The organism is Streptomyces sp. NPDC093109, assembly GCF_040701725.1.
Taxonomy (GTDB): domain Bacteria; phylum Actinomycetota; class Actinomycetes; order Streptomycetales; family Streptomycetaceae; genus Streptomyces.
Map to the genome: position 1 here is coordinate 1 of NZ_JBFBEZ010000024.1, position 21,448 is coordinate 21,448.

Annotated in this window: 19 protein-coding genes, 1 tRNA gene and 1 pseudogene; 7 read left to right on the plus strand and 14 right to left on the minus strand. The window is 69.8% G+C overall.

The features are described from left to right. The first annotated feature begins 244 nt into the window (after positions 1–244). On the plus strand, positions 245–742 hold the full coding sequence (locus tag AB0389_RS22685; protein ID WP_366397272.1) for a hypothetical protein: 498 nt from the start codon (positions 245–247) through the stop codon (positions 740–742). 204 nt (positions 743–946) lie between these two features. Here the strand turns inward: AB0389_RS22685 and AB0389_RS22690 are convergent, their stop codons facing one another. Next, the gene (locus AB0389_RS22690) at positions 947–1,411 is read right to left on the minus strand and encodes a GatB/YqeY domain-containing protein (RefSeq protein ID WP_366397273.1); all 465 of its coding nucleotides are present in this window, start codon (positions 1,409–1,411) and stop codon (positions 947–949) included. A 75-nt stretch (positions 1,412–1,486) separates the two neighbouring features. Here AB0389_RS22690 and AB0389_RS22695 point away from each other — a divergent pair, with 75 nt between their 5' ends. Further along, complete coding sequence (locus AB0389_RS22695; protein WP_366397274.1) at positions 1,487–2,425, plus strand: metallophosphoesterase; 939 nt, start codon at positions 1,487–1,489, stop codon at positions 2,423–2,425. Positions 2,426–2,556: 131 nt separating this feature from the next. Then, a tRNA-Pro gene (locus tag AB0389_RS22700) sits at positions 2,557–2,630 on the plus strand. Positions 2,631–3,025: 395 nt separating this feature from the next. On the opposite strand, the gene AB0389_RS22705 is transcribed toward AB0389_RS22700, so the two are convergent. From AB0389_RS22705 to AB0389_RS22730, 6 genes and pseudogenes are all read right to left on the minus strand, one after another. Further along, entirely contained in the window at positions 3,026–3,541 is a 516-nt protein-coding gene (locus tag AB0389_RS22705; RefSeq protein ID WP_366397275.1) for a hypothetical protein, read from the minus strand. 69 nt (positions 3,542–3,610) lie between these two features. Continuing rightward, a pseudogene (locus AB0389_RS22710) lies at positions 3,611–4,094 on the minus strand (ATP-binding cassette domain-containing protein). Then, a complete protein-coding gene (locus tag AB0389_RS22715) occupies positions 4,009–4,341 on the minus strand; it encodes a hypothetical protein (RefSeq protein ID WP_366397383.1) in 333 nt (110 codons plus the stop codon). Before AB0389_RS22715 ends, AB0389_RS22710 begins: the two are co-directional and overlap by 86 nt. After that, positions 4,338–4,889, minus strand: coding sequence for a class I SAM-dependent methyltransferase (locus AB0389_RS22720; protein WP_366397276.1), 552 nt, complete (start codon positions 4,887–4,889; stop codon positions 4,338–4,340). The genes AB0389_RS22715 and AB0389_RS22720 overlap by 4 nt, the downstream gene beginning before the upstream one ends. A gap of 159 nt (positions 4,890–5,048) precedes the next feature. Beyond that, entirely contained in the window at positions 5,049–5,258 is a 210-nt protein-coding gene (locus tag AB0389_RS22725) for a DUF397 domain-containing protein (protein ID WP_366397277.1), read from the minus strand. Then, positions 5,255–6,130, minus strand: a complete 876-nt coding sequence (locus AB0389_RS22730) for a helix-turn-helix transcriptional regulator (RefSeq protein WP_366397278.1) — start codon at positions 6,128–6,130, stop codon at positions 5,255–5,257. The genes AB0389_RS22725 and AB0389_RS22730 overlap by 4 nt, the downstream gene beginning before the upstream one ends. A 448-nt stretch (positions 6,131–6,578) precedes the next feature. Between AB0389_RS22730 and AB0389_RS22735 the strand changes: the two genes are divergently transcribed. From AB0389_RS22735 to AB0389_RS22750, 4 genes are all read left to right on the plus strand, one after another. Further along, on the plus strand, positions 6,579–7,655 hold the full coding sequence (locus AB0389_RS22735) for a helix-turn-helix domain-containing protein (protein ID WP_366397372.1): 1,077 nt from the start codon (positions 6,579–6,581) through the stop codon (positions 7,653–7,655). Positions 7,656–8,046: 391 nt separating this feature from the next. Next, on the plus strand, positions 8,047–9,426 hold the full coding sequence (locus tag AB0389_RS22740) for a hypothetical protein (protein WP_366397279.1): 1,380 nt from the start codon (positions 8,047–8,049) through the stop codon (positions 9,424–9,426). A 651-nt stretch (positions 9,427–10,077) separates the two neighbouring features. Further along, positions 10,078–10,347 (plus strand): hypothetical protein, encoded by a 270-nt coding sequence (locus tag AB0389_RS22745; protein WP_366397280.1) that lies wholly within the window; start codon positions 10,078–10,080, stop codon positions 10,345–10,347. Further along, positions 10,340–10,951 carry a DUF6879 family protein gene (locus AB0389_RS22750; RefSeq protein WP_366397281.1) on the plus strand — a complete coding sequence of 204 codons (612 nt, stop codon included), beginning with the start codon at positions 10,340–10,342 and terminating at the stop codon, positions 10,949–10,951. Before AB0389_RS22745 ends, AB0389_RS22750 begins: the two co-directional genes overlap by 8 nt. 21 nt (positions 10,952–10,972) lie before the next feature. On the opposite strand, the gene AB0389_RS22755 is transcribed toward AB0389_RS22750, so the two are convergent. From AB0389_RS22755 to AB0389_RS22785, 7 genes are all read right to left on the minus strand, one after another. Then, positions 10,973–12,118: a hypothetical protein gene (locus AB0389_RS22755; protein WP_366397282.1), complete on the minus strand. Its 1,146-nt coding sequence runs from the start codon at positions 12,116–12,118 to the stop codon at positions 10,973–10,975. A gap of 138 nt (positions 12,119–12,256) precedes the next feature. Continuing rightward, positions 12,257–15,835, minus strand: a complete 3,579-nt coding sequence (locus AB0389_RS22760; protein WP_366397283.1) for a glycosyl hydrolase — start codon at positions 15,833–15,835, stop codon at positions 12,257–12,259. Positions 15,836–15,994: 159 nt separating this feature from the next. Then, positions 15,995–16,759 (minus strand): type I-E CRISPR-associated protein Cas6/Cse3/CasE, encoded by a 765-nt coding sequence (locus AB0389_RS22765; RefSeq protein ID WP_366397284.1) that lies wholly within the window; start codon positions 16,757–16,759, stop codon positions 15,995–15,997. Continuing rightward, positions 16,756–17,670: a type I-E CRISPR-associated protein Cas5/CasD gene (cas5e, locus tag AB0389_RS22770; protein WP_366397285.1), complete on the minus strand. Its 915-nt coding sequence runs from the start codon at positions 17,668–17,670 to the stop codon at positions 16,756–16,758. The genes AB0389_RS22765 and cas5e overlap by 4 nt, the downstream gene beginning before the upstream one ends. Beyond that, a complete protein-coding gene (locus AB0389_RS22775) occupies positions 17,667–19,073 on the minus strand; it encodes a type I-E CRISPR-associated protein Cas7/Cse4/CasC (protein ID WP_366397286.1) in 1,407 nt (468 codons plus the stop codon). Before AB0389_RS22775 ends, cas5e begins: the two co-directional genes overlap by 4 nt. Beyond that, positions 19,070–19,651 (minus strand): type I-E CRISPR-associated protein Cse2/CasB, encoded by a 582-nt coding sequence (gene casB / locus AB0389_RS22780; RefSeq protein ID WP_366397287.1) that lies wholly within the window; start codon positions 19,649–19,651, stop codon positions 19,070–19,072. Before casB ends, AB0389_RS22775 begins: the two co-directional genes overlap by 4 nt. Further along, positions 19,644–21,314, minus strand: a complete 1,671-nt coding sequence (locus AB0389_RS22785) for a type I-E CRISPR-associated protein Cse1/CasA (RefSeq protein ID WP_366397373.1) — start codon at positions 21,312–21,314, stop codon at positions 19,644–19,646. Before AB0389_RS22785 ends, casB begins: the two co-directional genes overlap by 8 nt. Positions 21,315–21,448 lie beyond the last annotated feature (134 nt).

Consider the following 21,448-nt stretch of genomic DNA (forward strand, 5'->3'; position numbering starts at 1 on the left):
CATCGAGTTTTTTTTTAGTGTTTTAACTCGTTGTCTTTTCCCTAGATCGGTTTTCCGGGCGGGGTTTTCTCCTGGGTTTGTATTTGGGTTTTTTCGGTGCGGCGGGGGGGGGGGGGTCCCCCCCACCCCCCCCCGCCGCCGTCGTTTTCGCGCCAACCTGCCCGAGCATCTGTACAGGGCGGCCCCGCCCCTGCGAGAGTCTCGCCCGTTGTGATCGTTCATGGTCAAAAAACAGGGGAGACACATGAAACTGCGCAGCTCAGGAGCAGGGGTCCTGTTCGGCACTTTTCTGGCGGCACTCACGCTGAGCGTCGCGGCCCCGGGTTCGGCCTACGCCGCCGCCTGCGCGGGTTCCGGGTGTGACGGCCACGACCCCAACATCCAGACGTGGCAGTCCGGCCCCGTCACCACGTACTACGAGGACCTCGGGAATTCGACCTACATCGAACTGCGCTGGGGCAAGACCGACGGGGACCAGTACAGCTGGGGCCGGATCGGATACGTAGGACTCGTGCCCAGCTCGCCGAGCTACCGGATCACGGTGGAGCGCTGCAACAGCGCGGGGACGTCCTGTACGACGAACCTGGGCTCGACGGCCGCCGGGGCGAGCGCCTGGACGGCGAAGATCGACACGAATTCGTACGTCACCCGGACCCCGATGTACTACAACCCGTCCACGTCGAAGATGCGGGCCTGCGCGATCCCGTCGAGCGGATCCAAGGTCTGCACGCCGTACTACTAAAAGAGGTGTGCGCGGGGCGGGGCGCGTGCTGCGCCTCGCCCCGCGCGCTGCGCTCGCGACGTACGGACAGGTCCAGACAGAACGGGATGATACGGAACCGCGCCGCACAGGGCCGGGCCGGCGGCGTACCTGCCGCACGGATGCCCGGCGGCGTACCTGCCGCGGATGCCCGGCGGCGTACCTGCCGCGCGGGATGCCTTCGGTTCAGCCCGCGAGCGTGCGCTTGACCGCCGCGGAGACCCGGCCGCCGTCCGCGCGGCCGGCCACCTTCGGGTTCACGATCTTCATGACGGCACCGATCGCGCGCGGCCCCTCGGCGCCGGCGGCCTTCGCCTCGCTCACGGCCTGGGCGACGATCTCGCCCAGCTCCTCGTCGCTCAGCTGCTGCGGCAGATACGCGTCGAGGAGCACGCCCTCGGCCTTCTCCCGCTCGGCCTGCTCGGCACGGCCGCCCTTCGCGAACGCCTCCGCCGCCTCACGGCGCTTCTTCGACTCCCGGGCGATCACTTTCTGCACCTCGTCGTCGGAGAGCACGCGCGGCGTGGTGCCCGCGACCTCCTCCTTGGTGATCGCGGTGAGGGTCAGCCGGAGCGTGGCGGAGCGGAGCTCGTCGCGCGCCCTGATGGCTTCGGTGAGGTCTTCCTTCAGCTTGGACTTGAGGCTGGTCATGGGGCAAGTGTGGCAGGTGCGGTGCCGGGCCCGCCCGCGGATTACCCGCCCGTAGGAGTCTGCGACGATGGGCGCATGCGCGCACGCTACGGGATTCCCCTGAAAATCACCGCTGGTCTCGCTGCGGCCGGCGTCGCCGGTGTCGCCTACGCCGCCGGATTCGAAGCCCGCTCGTTCAGGCTGCGGAGGATCTCCGTGCCGGTGCTGCCGCGCGGCATGCGGGACCTGCGGGTTCTCCAGGTCTCCGACATCCACATGGTGAGCGGGCAGGGCAAGAAGCGGCGCTGGCTCCAGTCGCTGGCCGGGCTCCGGCCGGACTTCGTGGTCAACACCGGCGACAACCTCTCGGACCCGGACGCCGTGCCCGAGGTACTGGACGCGCTGGGGCCGCTGATGGAGTTCCCTGGCGCCTATGTCTTCGGCTCGAACGACTACTACGGCCCGAAGCTGCGCAACCCGGCCCGCTACCTCATGGAGAGGGCCCAGGGCCGCCACGGCCTGAACGGCAACGCCCCCGCCGTCGCCGCTGTCCACAACCCGTGGGAGCCGATGCGCGACGCGTTCGACGCGGCGGGCTGGGTGGGCCTCAACAACACCCGCGGCCGGCTCAAGCTCGACGGCCGCGAGATCGCCTTCACCGGCGTGGACGACCCGCACATCAAGCGCGACAGGTACGAGCGCGTGGCGGGCGGCCCCGACCCGGACGCCGACCTCTCGATCGGCGTGGTCCACGCCCCGTACCTGCGCTCCCTGGACGCCTTCACGGCGGACGGCTACCCGCTGATCCTGGCGGGCCACACCCACGGCGGCCAGCTGTGCATCCCCTTCTACGGGGCGCTGGTCACCAACTGCGACCTCGACACGGACCGCGTGAAGGGCCTCTCCACCCACGAGGCCGCCGGCCACACCGCCTACCTCCACGTCTCGGCGGGCTGCGGCACCAACCGCTACACCCCGATCCGCTTCGCCTGCCCCCCCGAGGTCACCCTCCTGACCCTGACGGCGCGCCCCTGACCCGGGCCACGGCGCTGCCCCGGCCCCGTCACGGACGTCACCCCTGCCCCCGGCCACGGCCCCGAAACCGGATTTCGTCTCCGGCCAGCGGTGGGCTAAAGTAATCGATGTCGCAGCGAGACGAGCGACATCGGGGTGTAGCGCAGCTTGGCAGCGCGCTTCGTTCGGGACGAAGAGGTCGTGGGTTCAAATCCCGCCACCCCGACAGCCGTAAGACCAGGTCAGGGGCCTGATCCGCATCGCGGGTCGGGTCCCTGACTCGTTTCCCGGGTCTCTTGGGAGTCGTCGGTTCACCAGCGCCGCTGGCACGAAGTTGATATCAAGGGTGCAACAAGCTGACAGCGATCTTCCTGGCCAGCAGTCCGCCTCAATCGTGCGCAAGCTTCACCTCAAGTCACGGTTCGAGGCCGCAATCGTCTCTCACCTCTACTCGGACGACATCAGGAGCCTTCGGGTCGCATCCCGCAGCGTCGTCTGACATCGACGAAGTCCCCACCAGCCGGGCCCGGTGGGGACTTCTCTGTATGCGGGACCGCGGCTGGGCGTACCGCGGAATCCGTTCGAGGCATGCCCCGCACCGATGCCGGCCTCCCCCGTACGTTACGAGGGGAGCGCGGCGCTCACGCCGTCAACGAGCATCATCCACATGGGCTGGCCACCGGTGCCGAACGCCGAAGCCAAGGCGTATCCGACCGCCGCGTCCGCGGGTCGGATATCGACGTCCGGTAACCACTCGGCGATGACGATCTCATCGCCGTCGGACATGAAATCACCGAGGTGCGTACCGTCGCGGGTCAGCCGACTGCTGGGAACGGAATCCGGGACCAAGCAGTATCTTGCCCCGTCGTACTCCACGTCCACCCGGTACGAACGCCTGGCGAAACGGCCCTTGGCCGGCTTCAGCACCACCTCTCTGCCGTCGATCGTCATGGCCAGGAAGGACGGATCCCGCGTACCAATGGCGGTTTGCGGGTCCACCTCCGACTCAAGGTCACGCTCGATGGCCACGCGGGGAATACCCTCGCCCTCGACCTCCAAGCGTTCCTGACCATCCTGTCGGACCGTGATCTCACCGAAGAGTGTGTCCCCGATGGGGGGATGGGATGTGTCCTTCATGGGGTGATTCCTTGAGTTTTGCCAGAACTGGCTTTCCAGCACCAGCTGTTCGGATGATGACGGACCAGCTCAGGGATTACGTGATTCATCAGCAGTTGGCAGCCAGCTGATTCGCGGCAAGCTCGCGGTAGAGCTCGTTCCTCTCAGCAGAACCTGTGGTTCGCGGAGCAACACCCGTGCGATGGCGAGCCGTTGGCGCTCGCCACCGGAGAGCGCGAGACCACGCGAGCCCACTTCGGTACCGAGTCCGTTCGTGAGTCCCGCGACGAGTTCATCGAGAAGGGTCTTGCGCAACACCTCCGCAGTGGCCTCATCGGTGGCGTCGGGCGCCGAGTAGAGGAGGTTCTCGCGGAGAGTGCCCGCGAGCGTCGGGGAGTCCTGCTCGACGTAGGCGACGACGTCGGAGCTCAGCGCGGCTGAGGAAGCAAATATCTGTCCCGTGCAGGCAGATGCTGCCGCCGTCCATGTCATAGAAGCGCTGGATGAGAGAGAACACCCTGGTCTTTCCCGATCCGGATGAACCGACGATCGCAGTGATGGCGCCGCCCGGCACGGTGAAACTGGTCCCCTTCAGGGTATGGGAACGACCCCGGTAGGCGAACTCCACTTCTTTCAGGACGACTTGCGGCGGCGGCCCCGAGGTTGAACAGATACAGCAGGAACGCGATCAGGGCAGCGAAATCCAGCGCGCCAGTGGCGACGAGCGCCCCGCCGAAACCGATGACCGCGAGGAACGACGCCTGGACGATCAGCCCAGAGACCACCGCGATCACCGCGATCACCGCGATCACCGCGATCACCGCATGGTAACGAGCACCCACCAGGCCAGCGCGGTATGCCTGCTCGGCAGCGTCGGTGGCACGTTTGGTCTCCTTGTCCGGGCCACGGGGAGGAAGAACAGCGCGCCCATGGGAGTCGCCCAGTTCACGATGCTGGTCACGCCGCCCGGTCGTACCACCCGGACCATCTCGGTGAGTACCTTCCCGATTCCGGGTCCGAAGAACACGACCCCGAACACGGAGAACGCCGCGTCGAACTCGTTGTCGCCGTACTTCAGGTCCAGCGCGTTCATCACCTCGGCGGAGCCGTGGGAGTACGGCTCCAGGCGCTCGTTCGCGCGCCCGATCGGCGCCGGGGTGGTGTCGACCGCCAGTACGGTGTGTCCCCGCTCGGCCGCCGGGACTGCCAGGGCGCCCATCCCCGCGCATACGTCCAGAACGGCCGCGCCGGCGGGGAGTGCGGCTCCGTCGAGCGCTGCCCATGAGAACAGCTCCGAGCACGGCCGGCCCCACCGCTCGTAGGCGGGGAGCGTCGCGTCGAAGTGGTTCTCAACTGTCGCCTCGGTCATTGCTTTCGCGCCCTGCTTCGTGCACGGAGTTCGCGTTCGGCGCCATCTTCCGCCGCGAGTACGGCATCTCCCCCGGCCGGTTCCGCACCGTCGAGCGCGAGGGGCGCTCCGCGGACTGAACACGTTGGCGTTGACACGTTGGCGTGGTGAGGTGAGGTGTCAGGCTTCCACGGCGTACGGGACGAAGTTCGTCCAGGCGGCGGGGGCGAGGGTCAGGTGGGGGCCTTCTAGGTTCTTGGAATCGCGGATGTGTACGGTGCCGGGGGTGGTCGCGATCTCGACGCAGGAGGTGCCGTCGTTGCCGCCGCTGTAGCTGCTCTTGAACCACGCCAGCCCGGAGGCGTCCCCGGCAGTGGTCTTGCGGATCATGTTTCTCCCAGCAGTTGCTCGATGAAGGCCAGCGACTCCCCTGGCGAGAGCGCCTGAGCCCGGATGGTGCCATAGCGCAGCTCAAGGATGCGCAAGTGTTTGAGTTCGGAGGTCGGTCGGCCGTTGAACGCGCCATCGGAGCGCCCCACGGCCCTGCCGTCCGCGAACTTCAGCATCTCAATCCTGCCGTCCAGGCCGGAGTGGGCGGTGCAGTGGGCCGGCATCACTTGAAGCACGACGTTGTGCAATCGGCCTGTCTCCAACAGACGTTCGAGCTGTAGACGCCAGACCATTGTGCCCCCGATGGGACGCCGCAGAACCCCCTCTTCCAGGACGAAGCTGAGCGCGGGAGCCGGGTCGCGTTCGAAGATCGACTGCCGGGCGAGACGCGCCGCCACCATCCGTTCCACATCGCCCGGCGAGTACGGCGGCTGCGCTGCCGCGATCACGGCTCGTGCGTGCTCCGGCGTCTGCAACAGCCCGGCGATGATGTTGCACTCGTACAGTCCAATCTCGACCGCCTCGGACTCCAGCTTGGCCAGCGCCCGTACCTTCTTCGGGTACCGGACCTTCTTGACGTCCTCCCACGTCGCCGCGATGAGCCCCTCCGCGCCCAGCACCTCGTCGGCCCTGGTCAGGAAGTCCTGCCGGGGAATGCGCTTTCCGCTTTCGATCTTGTAGACCATGTCCTCGCTGTAGCCGACGGCCTTCCCGAACTCGCCGGTGCGCATTCCCGTTGCCTCCCGGCGCAGTTTCAACTGCCGTCCGACCGTGGTGATGACGGCCACGCCCCACTCGTCGTCCGGGTCCACCTCCCAACCCGGTTCGTCCGTCTCGTCCCTGGGCCGTTCCGCCTCGCCGTCCACCGACATTCGCCCGTTCCTCCTGTCCGGTCGCGCCGTTCCTCGGCGCGCTCACGCTCTACCCGTAGGAACCGTCCGGACAGCCAAGACAGCACCGGACAAGCGCCGGACAGTAACCGTACGCATTTTTCTGATTACTTGATGTGGGGGTGGATGGTGGGGGTGGCTGGTGAGGGTGGGCGACCGGAACTTGATCCGTCGGGTTTCGGTGGGGCCGGTGGTCTCTTTTCCAAGGACTTGAGAGGAGAAAGAACCCCCACCAAGCCCCACCCCACCCGCCCATCGCACACAGTCACTCGGGCGGGTGAACATCCCTGGTTTTGGTGGATTTGGTGTGCCTCGGCTGCCTTACGCTCTGCGTGACAAAGGCACACCGCCGCAGACATACGTCGGCCCCCGGCCGGGACTCAGAATCCCGATCGAGGGCCTGACCAACGAGGAAGAAGCAAGCTTCCTGATGGATACTCACGACATTAGCGCGCCCCCGCACGCCTCGTCTGGCTTACTTGGCGGACAGCGCCCCTCACGGGCTAATCCGCGTCCCGGTGTTCGGCCATCGGCCGCTCCTGCCCCGGACGTGCATCCCGCCGGTATCGAGCACGACAACTCCCGCCACACCGTCCGCTTCACCGTGATCGGCAACCACCTCGCCCAGCATGACAAGTTGTCGCTGGTCGCCATGGGCCTCGGGCTGCACATCCAGTCGTTGCCCACCGGGGCTCGTGTGGATATCAAGACCCTCGCGGGGCGGTTTCCCGAGGGGCCGACGCGTATTGCCGCCGGGCTGCGGGAACTTGAGGCCCACGGCTACCTGCGGCGGCTTCGCGAACGTACCCCCGGTGGCCGGATCGTCACCCGTACGATCTCCTGCAACCAGCCCGCGTCCGCCCGGCACCGTGGCAGCGCGGGGGCGGGAGCGGGGGCGGGGGCAAGGGCGGGGGCGGGGGCGAGGGCGGGGGCGGGGGTTCGTACCGCTGCCGCGTCGGTCCGTGTCTCGCGTCCGCAGGCGCCTCCGGCAGCCCCGGCGGATACCGCGACCTCTGACGCGTGCGCCGCGCCCGCCCGTCCCGCGCCACGCAAGAAGCCGCCCCTGCCCGACGTACCCCAGCCCGGCTACTCGTCCCCGGATCTGCTCCTTGCGGCCACCGCCGTCCTCGCCGACCTGCGCGTCCACGACCCGCGGCTGTTTCTCTCCGCCTGCGACACCGCCCATCTGGCCCCCGGTGTCGCGGCCTGGCTGGAGCGCGACGTCGCGCCCGCCGCCGTATGCCACGCCCTCAGCGCCGACCTCCCACCCGGCGGCCCGCGACGTCCGGCCGCTCTGCTGGCGTACCGCCTGACCAATCAGTTGCCACCGCCGCCACCGTTCCGCGCGCCGGCCGCCGCGGGCGCCGTCCGGCATCCCCTCCGTAACTGCGACCGCTGCGACCGCGCCTTCCGCGGCCCGGAACCGGGGTGCTGCGGCGGCTGCCGCGCAGCGGCGCCCCCGGCAGCCGGAAGCCCCGACCACCACGAGCCGTCCCAGGCCCCATGAGCACTCAGGCCGGGCACGAGTTGGGCTCCGCTCCTGAACCGCTGCCCCTGGCCCACCCCAACTGACCAGGCAGAATTCTCTCGCTGCACCCCTTCCGTTAGCCCTGCCTGGCTACTCTCCACTCGCCCTGGTCCGGCGCAGGAGAGGCACGTCCATGAGCACCACGATTCACCGCACCTCACACCGGCAGCCCGTGGCTGCCCCGACGCCAACCCAGCTGCTGCGGGGCGGGAGTTCGGCTGGAAATGCGGCTCAGCGTGCCCTCCTCGACGTCCAGTCCCGTGCCGGCAACCGCGCCGCGATTGTGGCGGTGCAGCGTGCCAGGGACGCAGCGGGGGGAGAGAGGAAGGGACAGGGCAAGGGGAAGGGGAAGGGGAAGGGGAAGGGGACGGTGCCGGCGCCTGAGGGCAGCAACGCTGGTAACGGGGCCAAGAGTTACCGCGACCGGATCTCCGCGGCCCTCGGCAAGCTCAAGACGCATCTCGAATTCATCGACACCTTCGTCAAGGGCGTCCAGGTGCCTGCCAACGCGGGTTTCTCCCAGCAAGCCTCCGCCACAGTCAACAGCGGCCTCAAACACTCCGCCGCCGCCTCGGGGACCGCCGCCGCGTCGGAGAACCTCGTCACGGAGAGCGCCGGCGCCTTACTCAGTGGCATGGAGGCGGTCAAAGCCAAGAAGGACGCCAAGAAGCACAAGAGCGGGGCCGCCTTCCACGGAGCGGACAAGAAGGCCAACTCCAAAACGGCCGACGCGGTCATCGGCGCCGCCAGCTCGGGGAGTTACGTCCTCGATATCGCCAAGGAGCTGACCAAGGCCCAGAAGGTGGCGAACGCCGCGACAGCGTGCGAGGCGAGCGGTATCGGCTCCGGTGTGGTCGGCGCGGTCAAGGGCGTCCGTGCGGCGGGGCGTTTTGGGCTGACGGCCCGTAAGTACCGTGCCCTGAAGGGGCTCCCGAAGCCCGGCGAACGCACCGACGCGGAAGCGCTGGCCCGGCTGAACCAGGCGCGGCAGGAGGCCGAATGGGCCGCGGCCGAGGCGTACGTCGCGCTGGACACCCACTGGGGCCACGAGGGCGCGGACAGGCTGGAGCGCGTGTCCGAGGCCATCGATACGGCCTGGGCGGCGATGGGTGACGCCCGTAACGCCGCCAGGGACGTTCGGCGCGCCGAAGACGTGAACACGATGGATACGGTGCACACGTACGCGCTCGGCAAGCAGCGCAACAAGCTGGGCAAGCAGGCGTTCACCGCCGTGGGTGAGTCCACGAAGGCCGCGGGCGGCATCGTCACGGCGGTCGCCGCCACGGCGGGAGGGGCAGGACTGGCGAGCAACCCGGTCGGCTGGGGCCTCGCCGCGGGTGCGGCCGGTCTCATCCTCGGCGTCACCGCGTACAAGGCGGGCCGCGCGGGCAAGAAGCGCTACGACGGGGCCCGCCACCCCGAACGCTGGTCGGCGGACGAGACCCCGGCGGAGCCCGCCTCCCGCGAGGACGCGCTGAAGGAGGCGCTGAAGTTCTGGAAGAAGGTGGAGAACGGGGAGCGCGAGGCCATGGCGCGCAAACTCTACGGACTGGCGGCGGGCCCGGACATCAAGGGAAGCGGCAGCACAACGGCCGAGATGCGGGACTCGGCCAGAGCCCTTCTCATCGCTCTCAAATCAGGCCCCGCCAAGCACCGGATGACCCAGGACGAGTGGGCCAACTCCCTCAACGACCCGTCTAGGACCGGCACTTGGGTCAAGGAGATCGCGGCACAGCTGTCCTCGGCGTGACGTCTCGCCGCCCCGGAGACCGTCATTCCGGCGGTCTGGGCGGCCTCCATCGCCCGGCGCGTCCGCCGTCGGCGCCGGCGGCGCGATCTCGTCCAGCAGTCGGCGCAGCTCCGCGGCGGCCTCGGGCCGGGCGACGAGCAGCCGGCGCAGCCTGCCCTGCCACTCGGCTCGGACCTCGCTCAGTACCTCGTGGTCCTCGGTCGCGGCGGCGGCCCGTACCTCCGTGCAGCCCGCGTCCAGTTCGGCGGCGACCGCTTCTGCGCGCTGCGGATGCACGCGTCGCCACAGCTCGACGAATCCCTGTCGGGCCGCCTGCCAGGCGTCCGTCGCCATCAAGGTGACCAACGTGGCTCCGCCGCTCTGAGCGAGTGAGCTGATCTCCGGATCCATGCGTCTCTCCCCCGAACCCCTCGAACCCTCGAACCCTCGGCACTTCGAACCCTCGAACCTTCGAACTCAGGCGCCTCAGCCACAACTTTACGCAGCGAACCCCCGAGCGTCGATACCGCGATTCCGGGGGCGCGGAAACCGCTCATAGGTTCCACTCGGTCGAGATGGCCTGTTTCTTTCGAATTCCGTGCGAAAACCGATCGTCATTTTCACTCACGCTGATAGCGTTGTTCATTCGGGCCCGAACAGAGGGAGGCGGTCATGGCGAGACCATGGGAAGCGGATCCGGAGACGACATTCCTGCGACGGATCGGCACATCGCCGCAGGAGCTGGGCGTCACCTCGGACACCCCCGACTGCCCCGACATGTGGGAGCTGGGCAATGGCGATGTAGCGATCATCGGACGGGACTTATCGAGTTCTCTCGGCACGAAACTGCCCGCAGGAGTCTCGATCGGCCCCGACGAGCGGCTCGTGGTGATCCCCAGGAGCATGCTCATCGCGACGAAACCGGATATTCCCAATGTTTGATTCATTCCCCCACGGAATTTCGACGCGCCTGGACCGCCCTCATTACCACGAGGAGTATTACCGCACCCTCAAGAGTGGAATTGACCGTCTCAACAAGCTGGAGCGCGGCCAGAATTTCAAGGAACGCGGCTTCGCGAGCTGGGAGGCATTCGCGGCCGGGCGCTGGGACGAGGCACTTTCGCTCATCGAGGAGAGGCGCGACGCCTACGTCCGGCAGGTCGAGGAAGTAGACCGGCTCGGAGTTATGCAGCGCCGCCTCCGCGTGGTGGAATTCCCGGTGACTCCCTATGTGCAGTGGGAACTGCATGTGCTTCGCCTGCGGGTCGAGGTGGGAGACCGGATCCGGCTGCTCGACGCCAGGACGATCGCGGACATCGAGAAGCGGCGCGATGTCCCCGAGGTGGTGATCCTCGGCGGTGTGGCGATGTTCGAGGTGCGGTACGACAGCGACGGAAACGCGGCCGGGGCCGACCACTACACCGACCCGGAGTTGATCGCGGAGACCTCGGCGGGCTTCGACGCGCTCTATGCGCGGGGAGAGACGTACGCCGACTTCTTCGACCGCGAGATCGCTCCGCTCCCGCCGCCGGGCGCCACGCGCTGAGCAACGGGGCCCGTGGAGGCGCTACTTCGGGCTGAAGGTGATCACTGGCGTGTAGTCGGTTCCGGCGTTGAATACCACCCGTTGTGTCGCGGTCGGTGAGCCGAGCGCGCTCAGGGGCAGAGTCCAGGTGTAGGTGGAGCCGCTGACCGTCTGCGTGCCGTGGGTCGCGACCTTGGTCCATTTCCAGCTGGTTGAGCGGCTCCGGTAGAGGACGCCGTTTTCGATCATGTAGTCGGCGCCGAGGGCCGCGTGCGACGGGTGGGGTAGCTGGTAGCCGGTCGAGGGGTCGCCGTCGGTGTTGAAGAAGGCGTGACGGAAGCGCTGTGAGCCGTTGAAGGTCACCTGAAGGGCGACGAACCCGGCGGAGGATACGCAGACGGAGTAGCCGGTGATCGCTCCGGAGCCCGCGGCGCTGCCGCAGGAGATGCTGTTCTCGCTGCCGCCCGACCCTGTGTGGGTACCGTCGCCACCGGGTGGGGCGGCGGCAGGATGGGTGGCGGACGGCTGGGGCGGTGTGTCCGGGCCGGTACGGGCGTCCGTGGGCGATGCCGTGGCGGATCCCTTGGCGGATGGTGTGGCCGGTGTGCTCGGTGACGCGCTTGTGTCGTCCGCCGACGGCGAAGGGGATGGCGAGGGGGACGAGCCGGGCCGGGGCGGCGTGCTCTCCCGCGGGGCACTGTCCCGCGCGTCATCCGCTACGGCGCCCGTCGCCGCCTGCCGCGCGCCACCGTTGCTCGATCCAACCGCGAAGAGTGCACCGCCTATCAGCGCGACCCCGGCCACTCCGGCGCCGGCCAGCAGCGCCGCCCGGGGCAGCCGCCGCCGGGGTTGCTCGGCTTGGGGCCCGGCCGCGGGCCCGGGGGTGGCTTTGGCCGTACCGGCTGCGGCTGCGGCTGCGGCTGCGGCTGTCGTACGGTCCGGCGGGGTTACGTTGAGCTCCGCGACGAACGCCGCCGCTGCCGCGGATATCGGCGGTGCCACGGCCTCCGGTTCCGGCCCTGGCTCCTGGCCGGACTCGGAACCGGACCCCGAACCGGACTCGGAACCGAAGCGCGGCCCGGTGACGCCGGCGGACGCCGCGGCGATCGCCGACGGGCCCTTTGACCGGTGTGGCAGCGGAGCCCGCACTGTTCTGGCGTCCTTCCAGGAGAGCTGTGCTGAACGCATCCGGAAGCGTTCACCCGCCGAGAGTACCGAAGTCCCGTGCGGATCCGAGCCCGGTCGCGGCGGCTCGCCGTCGCCAATTCGCCTGCTGGAAGATCCAGTTGTGCCTGAGCTGCCGTTTCCGGCACCGGACCGGCCGCCTCAGAGCCGGTCCGGGGTACGGGAGAGGGGGACCCGTACGCGGCGTTCTGGGTGGAGGGCTACCGGGCCCAGGAGGCCCGAAGTCACCTTTTCGCCACGGGCGTTGGCGCCGGTGTTGGTGACCCGTACGCGGACGGAGTTGGCGCCCGCGCGCAGGGCCGTGGTGACGTCCGCGCGGTAGGGCGCCCAGAGACGGGTGGGGAGTTGGACGCCGTTGACGGTGATCTCGGCTACGTCGCGTACCTCCCCCAGGTCGAGGTGCCAGAGGCGGCCTGCGAGAGTGCGCGCGTCGAGGGTGATGCGGTGTTCGTACACGGCCGAGCCGGAGTGGGAGGGGCGCAGGTCCGTCCAGGTGCCGAGTGGGCGGCTGGTGGTCTGTTCGCCGGCACCGTCGCGGTCGCCGTCGCCGTCGCCTTCAAAGCGGAAGCTCCAGTCGCCGTCCAGTGGTACGGCGGTCAGCGGGTCGGCGGTGGTGAGGGTTCCGGCGTAGCGGCGCTCGCCGTGCCGGGCCTTGATCCGGACCGTCGTGGCGTGGGAGACCCGTACGGTCGCGGTCCCGCCGGTGGGGCCGTCGATCGTCAGGGCCTCCACCGGGGCGTTCGACTCGACCGCGTGCGGGGGCGATATGTGGGTCGGGGGGCGGAAGACCACCGCCAGCGTCGCCTTCGGTTCGAGCGTCAGGGGTACGGCCGTACCGTGCGCCGATCGTGTGCTGGACGGGTACGGTGCCGTGCGCCACACGCCGGCCGCCGTGGTCTCGCCGGTGTCCGGGTTCCAGATCTCCGGTACGCCGACGGCCGGGAAGGTCGCGGTCAGCCGTACCGCCTCCGGCCGTTCGTTGTGCAGGAGGAACGACTGCCGGCCGCCGCGTTCCAGGCGCAGCACCCGGACGTCGGGGGTGGCGGGCGCCAGTGTGGCGGCGGTCCCGCCGGCCGCCGCGACGATCGCCGCCGCCTCCGCAGGGTCCTTCGCGCGGTGTGCCGCCCCCTGCTGTCGACCGCTGGAGAAGAGTCTCTCCAGGGACCGCGCCAACTGGTCTTCCCTGCCTGCCGGTTCGCGTTCCGGCAACTCGCCCACCGCCACCAGAACACCGCCGCCTGCGACAAAGGCGGAAAGCGACTCCACGGCTCCTACCGACAGTACGGGCGTGTGCGGCAGGACGACGATGCCGTACTCCTGGCGCCCCACAACCAGCCGGGAGCCACGCGGCCGGGCGTGCTCGATCAGGGCCGGGTCCCGGTCCAGCGCGCCCTCGTCCAGGAGGTCAAAGTCGATCTGGACGTCCTCCAGGGCGTGGACGGCTGCTATGAACTCCTCGTCGAGGGTGGTCTGTTGGGGACTGTCCTGTACGGATTCCGCTGCGCGCTGGGGCTGGAGCAGCGCGGTGTGGGCCTTGGCCGTGGCGCGGGCCGTCTCGACCACGCGGCCGATCCACTCGTTGAGCGGCCGGGAGAGGTCCCACCACGGGCTGGCCTGCTGGAACGGCGGCGGAAAGACGATGTCGTTCCGGTCGGAGAACCGGGCGTGCAGGAGCACCTTGTTGACGCCACGGACGACGAACGCCCCGATGACCTCGCGGGTGAGGGCCGGCGTCACGCTCCACCCCGTACCGCCCATGGCCTCCAGATAGACGCGGGGGCGCCCGGTCTGATGGGCCGCGCTCGCGGGCCAGCGCGGGAGGATGCGGTGGTAGCCGCGCTGGTAGTGGTCGAAGATCAGGTCGGTGCCGGGTATCTGGGCCCACTGGTGTGCGGTGTTGAGGTTGCCGGTGCTCCTGACCTGCTCGGCCGGGCCGTACTCGTCCCACAGCGGGTTGGAGATGACGTCGAGCCCCCGCTCGCCCGTCCACGCGCCGAGGCGCTGGTAGTACGCGGCCGAGAAGCGGTTGGAGACCGCGCGCCAGAAGATGCCGCGCAGGCGGTTTCCCGTGTCGCCCAGGTCGTCGAGGACTGCGGAGAGCACGATCCCGAGGCCGAGGCCCGCTTTCGGGGTCGGGCGGTCCGGGGTCGGGCGGTCCGGGGTCGGGCGGTCCGGGGTCGGGCGGTCCGGGGTGAGCCGGCCGATTTCCTGCTGAAGGCTCGGGGACCAGGGCGGCTGTCCCCAGCCCGCGTCCGCCGACGCCACGAAGGGCTCGTCGTCGGCGAATCCGCGCAGGACACCGCCCACTGCCCACGGGAACCTGCGTACGTACTCGCCGGGCACGATGTCCAGGAAGAGGTCCACGGCCTCATCGTCAAGAAGGTCGAGGTAGTTCCGCCGGCTGCCGGTGGCATCCGCGAGCGGCCGGGCGGTGTGGATGTCGACCTGCCACCGGCCGGCGGGCGCGGTCCAGACGCCGTCGCCGCCGCCTCCGTCGCCGCCGCCGCCACCTGCGTGAACGGCGGCGGTGAGGTCGATCATCCTGGCGACCGTACCCTCCCCGGTGGCGCCCGCCGGGCGGGCCGCGGCGGCGACCACCTCACCGAAGGCCGCCGGTGTCTCGAACTCGTTTACCGCGGACGGGACTTCGAAGGTCTGCGTGTAGAGGGGTGCGCCGGCCGGGTCGGTGACGGTGAGGCTGTCCCAGGAGGAGCGCTGGGTGGCGGTGGCGCGTACGCCGACGGTGCCGGTGGCGTACGCCGTGTCGCTCACGGGCGTACGGGCGGCGCCGTCGAGGGACGGTGTGATGACCGGCCCGCGCAGGGAGAGTGTGAGTGTGTGGTCGGCCGCGGCGTCGAATCCCGGCGTGGCGTCGCCCCGGTGCAGCAGTGTGAAACCGCCGTCCCGCTGGCGCCAGATGTCGAGGCCGCCGTCCGCGCGCAGATCGGCCAGATAGCCGTTGCGGGCGTCCGAACAGCGCACCATCAGACCGGCGGTGCCTCGCTCGACGCGGACGGTGGCGGTGACCGTACAGTCCGTCCAGTCGGTGCCCGTCTTCAGGACCCGGACCCCGTCGTACGCGGCTGCGTCCACCGTCAGCCGTCCGTCGGTGACCGACAGCGCGCGGGTGGTGAGTTGGACGACCGTACCGCCGGTGACCTCGACGCTGCTCCGGACGAGGCTCTTGGCCCGCAGGTCCGGGCGCGGCCGGTAGACGCGGTCGCCGACCCGGCCGCCGTTCACCACGTACCCGCCCGCCCGGCCGCTCGGGAAGAAGTCGTCGTCGAACAGCCACAGACGCATGTGGTGGCGGTCCGCCTCGCGGAGTGTGTGCTCGATGATGTCGAACCACGCCTCGGTGAAGAACGCGGGGCGCAGGGCCGGGGTGTCGAAGGGGAAGACCAGGACTTCGGTCACGCCCTTGTCCCGCATGTCCGCGAGGTCGCTGTCCACGAGGGCGGGGGTCACGGTGCCGTTCCAGAACCACAGGATCAGCGGCATGCTGCCGGTGCCGGGGTGGGCGAAACGGGTGGGGGAGTAGGCATCGGCTGGGGCGATCGGGGAGGTCGGTGTCGGGGAGGTCGGTGTCGGGGAGGTCGGATCGGGCTGCTGCGCGGCGTACGCCGGTCCCCAGGAGGTGGCGCCCGCTGTGGCAGCGGCTGCCACAGCGCTGGCGCCGAGTTGAAGGACGTGTCTGCGGCTGTGCGGGCCGTCGTTCATCGAGTCTCCCTCGGAGGGCCGGTACCGATCCCCGTCAACTGATGAAAGGTTTCAATCGCGCCGTGGGGGACGGTAGGGCAGCCTTCGGCTGAGCGTCAATGACTCGGACAGAACGTCGAGGTAGAACGTTTCATACGGGGAGACGACGGCGCGCCGTCGTCACCGCACCAGGATCAGGCCGCAGCTGTACGCGCGGGCATGGCCGATGCCTCGGGCGAGAGCGGCCACGAACACTCCCGGGTCCGTGACGGTGAGAGTGCCCTTGATCTCCGCGCGAGCAATACGAAGCCCCTTGTGGGGCGCCGGACTTGAGACCTTGGGAAGCATACGGAGCGCCAGCCGGTCGGTATCGGCGTCGGCGCCGATGCGCGTCACCCCGTCGGGCGCGACGGCGGGTTCACCGAGCGGCTGGAGGCGCCGGGCGAACCACGTCTTCACGTGTTCGGGGGTGGTGTGCGCGACCCGTACGCCCCGCGTCTTCTCGGGGGAACCCGGTGCGGGCGGACGGCTGCGTACGGGGTTGACGACGGCGCGGAAGTCGACCTTGTCGCCGGTGCGGAAGGTGCGGTCGATGGTGAGGGTGTGCGGTTTCTCGGCGAGCGCGGCCCGGGGCACACCGCTCCAGTCGCCGGGGACGCCGGACTGCACCACGAGGGAGAGCTGGGCCCGCCGGAGGTCGACGGTCCAGGTCGACAGGACGCCCATCTGGGAACGGGCGTCCCGGCTGCCGTCGTCCACCCAGCCCTTGAAGCCGCTCATGACGGTCCGGTGCATGTCCTGGGCGTCGATGAGGGACTTGGCCGCATACGGGTGGCGGGCGTCCAGCGCCAGCAGGGTGTGCGTGGCGACGAACCTGGCAGTTGTGGCGGGGGGAACGGGGGTGGTCGGGGGTGTGGTGGGCGTGGCGGGCGTGGTCTCGTTCACCGGATGATGTCCCATTCGCTGGCGTGCGGAGCGATGGTGACGCGGTGGCGGGTCTCCCAACGCATGCTGTGGGCAGGGCCGTTCGCGTCGTACCGTACGGGCTGGTCGTGGACGGGGCCGACCCCGGGAAGGGGGCGCGGGCTCTCGATCCAGGCCCAGGGGCGGTTGTCCGTCGCCGAGGCGGGGGCGAGGCCCTCGGCAGGGAGGAGGGGTTTGCTTCCGAACGCCTCCTCCAGCGTGCCCTGTTCGATACCCACGGCCAACTGACCTGACGGCGGGCAGGACTTGCGGCCGAGCCAGAGCAGCCGCTTCGGGTACTCCAGGGCGTGTGCGACCCGTTCCAGGAGGGCGCGGTCGGGGTGCTGGAGACCTACGAGGAAGGCTGCGTCGGCGAGGTACCAGCGCTCGGTGAGCATGGCATGGCGGCGTACCTCTCCCGAGACGAGGGCACCCGAGACCGGGTCGGCGGCGATCTTCTTCGGCGCCCCGTACCAGGCTTCCAGCGCTTGGCGGCCGAAGGGGGACGGCTCGGGGGCGGCCGGGGTGGCCGTACTCGCGGCTCCGTCCGTGCCTGTGTCCGTCTCCGCCGCCACCGCCGCCGCCCGGCGGTGGTCCGTGGCGAGGTCACGGGGGCGGAGCGGGTACGTTCCTCCGCCGACGGTGTGGTAATCGCGGAGCGGGGTGCCGGGGCGGTCGGCGCGTACGCCGAAGAGGGCCATGGCCAGTTCGCCGAGCGGCTCGTCCCGGTCGAGGCCGAGGGCGGCGGCGCACAGCCCGATCACACCGGACTTGGTGGGCCGGGAGTGGGTGTCGCGGTGAGCGAAGCGGCTGGCCACACCCCAGGACTGGAGGGGGCCGGCCAGCCGGATGAGCAGAACGTGCGCCTCGGGGATGGGGGACGACGAAGTCATGGGGTGAGGGCCTCGATGCTCTCCACCACGGTCACGGACGCGGACGCCGCCATGCCCGGCTCTCCCAGGAGATCGTCGATCCGGGGGTCGTAGGTCAGGACCCGTGCGGTACGCAGATCCTCACGGCGGCGGCTGACGAAGGCGTGGTGGCGCAGCAGCCTGCGGACCGCCGCAGGGCCCGCCGGGCCATTACCGCCCGCGCTCTCGGGGGCTTCGTCCACCGGGAGTTGGAAGGCAGCGGCGTAGTTGTAGGGGCGTTCACCCTCGAACGCGAGCACCAGCGCGGGGAGCGAGCCGGTGGAGGCGGTGGAGTTCTTCTTGGCCTCCGGGAACGCCTCCACGAAGGCGTTCACGAACTCCTTCTCGGCGTCGTCGGCGGCTTCCTCCGCCTCGGCCTCCGTCATTCCGGCCACGCGCAGATTGGTGCGGAGCTGAATCCGGTCGAGAACGGCGTGCCGGTAGAAGGTCCCGGAGATCAGGGACTGGTATCCCGTCATGCCGGCGCCCGCGTCGTCCGCCGCGTCGAGGAAGCTGAGGGCGTTCCGCTTACGGTCCAGTTTCGCGTCGTCGGCGGCTGCGTAGAAGTCGTCGATCTGTTCCGCTTCGTGCACGGTGAAGGCGTGGCTGCTCTGGACCGCGCCGTCGACGTTCGGTGAGTCCGCGATCTCGGCGAGGAAACGTCCGTAGAGGGCGATGTCGACGGCGTCGCGGGGAGCGATGGCGAGGAGGACCGCGTCGCGAGTGGGTTTGGGGAGGGGCGGGAGGGGCGGGAGCTTCGCGGTGGCGGATTCCGCGGCGGATTCTGTGGCGCTTTCTGTGGCGCTTTCCGTGGCGCTCTCGTCCTCGGTCGGCGGTACGTCCGCCTTCTTCTTCGCTCCCCGGCGGGGCTTCTTCGCTGCCTCCGCCTGTGCCGCCTGCGCCCGGAGGTACTCGTCGCGCCATTCGCCGAGCTCGTCCACGTGTGCCGCGATGTGTGCGGCGATTCTCGCGCCCGCGTCGGCGGGCGCGAAGATCAGGACCTTCGTCAGGTTGGCCACGGTCTTCTTGCCCGGATCGCCGAACTTCAGGCCGCTCGCCTCGATGACCGCGCGCGCCGTGACAACGGCCTCCTCCCGCTCCCAGCCGTGCGCGGACTCCAGCTCCCTTGCTGCCAGCAGCGCCCACTCCCGGGTCCTGATGCCCATGCTCCGCCCCTTGAGGGCGCCGAGGCCGGCGTTGGCGCGGTTGCGGGCGTGGACGCGCTCGGCGCGGCGGCGGGCCTGGCTGGTGATCATGTGCCGTTCGGCGCCGCCGTACACCAGGCTTTTGGGCTGGCCGTTCTCGTCTCGTACCGGGAGAACCGCGACAAGTGTTTCGAGGAGGTGCAGGGAGAGGAACTGGCTTCGTACGTCCTCGGTCGTCACGTGGTCGCGCCCTTTCGTGTCTGCTGCTGCTTGCTCTGTGCTGCCCCGCTCCGCGTCGCCGGGGTGTGGAAATCGACCGACCACTGATAGGCGATCCGCGCCTTGCGGTCGTGCCACTGGGTCAGGTCCTCGGTGAGCCGGATCCAGGACGGCGGCGCCTGATCGCAGGACCTGAGCCTGGTGACCGTGTGCTGGAGGTGGCGCCAGGGGATACGGCGGCTCGCGACGACGCGGTCCAGCAGGCGCTGCGCGCCCGGGTTGTCGGGGCCACGGTGGACGCTGTCGCCGATCCGGCGCGCCGCGTCGCCGAGGCTGCCGTAACCGTACGAGGGGACAGGGCGCCCCTGGTGGTAGATCGCGAACAGGAAGGCCATCCGCTCGAACAGCTCGCGGTGCGCGTCGCCGCCGTACCAGCCCGCCCGGATATGGGCGTTGGTCGGGTTGCGGGCGCGGCGCAGGTCGGCGAGGGTGCCGTACTCGCGGTTGCGGACGAGGCTGGTGAGCCAGTCGGTGAGGGCGGTGCTGTCGTGCGGGACTGCGCTCCCGACGGCGGGACGGCCGGTGTCGTACTCAGTCATGCGCGGTCTCCCCTCGGAGTTCGGCCGGGGCCTTGGCGGCCCGCCGCAGGTCGTCCTCGAAGCGCTGCTCGGCCCGGGCGCGGGCGAGGTGCCCCCGATTGTTGGGCGGCAGGGAGTCGAGGCGGTGGGTGAGGTGGGTACGGGCCGATGTGACGAGGGTGTGGGCGTATGCGACGAGGGGCGTCGATACCGGATCGTCGTCGTCCACGGCGCCTCCTTCGATCACCTCGTCGAGGAGCTTGTCGAAGGGCTGGGCGGCATCGGGCCAGAACTTCCACCGCGCGTCGAAGCGCGCCACCTGCGCGGCTGCGTCGGCCGCACGCAGAGCCGGATAGACGATCTCCGTGGCCACGACCGCCGCGCGCTTCAGGCTGTCCGCCACGTACTCCGCGATAGTCGAGCCACGGTACGACGCGTGGTGCAAATGCCTGGCCATACCGGGGGCGTACGGGTAGCTGCCCTGCGTCCAGGCGACCGGCAGCGCCTTGTTGGCCAGCAGGCCCACCGCCCAGAGGTGGTACGGAGCGCCGATGCCCCTCTTCTCGTACGGCAGGGAGCGGAGCCGTGCGTAGAGCCCCGTCTCGGCGTCCTTCACCGCGCCGTACAGCGCGTGCGCGTCCCGCCAGAGAGCACGGCTGGGGGACGGCCACAGGGGTTTCACGTCGCCGTTCAGCATCTCCTTGAGTACGGCGTCCTGGAGGTGGCGTTCCGGGTCGAGTTCGAGGACTTCGCCGGCACCGATCAGGACGCGGTCGACGACGATCTGGCCGTACGGGCCCCGGTTCGGGCGCAGGAGGATGGAACGGCCGAGGGCGCTGTGGAGGTCGGCGGAGCTTGTCGGCGTTCGGGGCTTGGCCTTCGCGGCGAAGGTCCGGCGCGGGATGGTGCCGCTCGTCCACGAGGTGTTGAGGGCGGGCTTGCCGGGGCCTTCGGGTGGATATCCGGGCGGATATTCCGGCGGATATTCGGGCGGACATTCCGGCGGACATTCCGGCGGATAGAGGTTGAGGCGCAGGGTCTCGCCGAGCGTACGGCCGAGGGCGACGACGCGGATCCGCCCGCTGAGCCGGCCGGCGGCCAAGTTGGTGATGGCCGGGCCGAGTTCCTTGCCGGACATCCGGGCGCGGCCGTACGGGGCGTACACGTGCTGGGTGAGCAGGGCGCGGAACGCCTCGGCGGCGGGGAGCGGTTCGCCGTGTTCGAGGTGGTGGTGGTCGAAGTGCTGGTTGTAGTCACCGGCGTGCTCGATGACCAACTGGGCTGTGCCCGTGCCGTCTTTATTGATGTACGGGGCGAGCATGGCGTTCTGGCCGAGGGGTATTTCGGGGTGGAACAGGTCCCATGCCGCGTCGGGTTGGTCGGCCAGCCATGTGGCGGCCCGGCCGAGCGGGCGCTGCTCGGTGATCCACGCGCGCCACTCGTCGGGCGAGGAGGGGCAGGTGCCCGAAGCGAAGCAGATGGCCATCAGGTACTCGATGACGGCGACGGTCTCGCCGGGGGTCGCGCAGTCGATGGTGCTGAGCTTGTCGGCGTCGGCGAGGAGTGCGCACAGGGAGTGGTGAGCGGAGGCGCCGTCGAGCATCAGCGTGGGGATGCAGGGGCGGTACCGGGGGTCCCAGTGGGGGCGCGGCTCGGGAGGGGCGGGGGCGCGTACTTCGGGGATACGCGCTTCGGGAGTGCGTGCTTCGGGCGTGGGTACTTCAGGCGTGGGTACTTCGCGAGTGGGTACTTCGGGGGTGCATGCTTCGGGCAATGCCTGGCTACCGCTTTCTGGATCAGGCGCCGGCGGGGCATGGT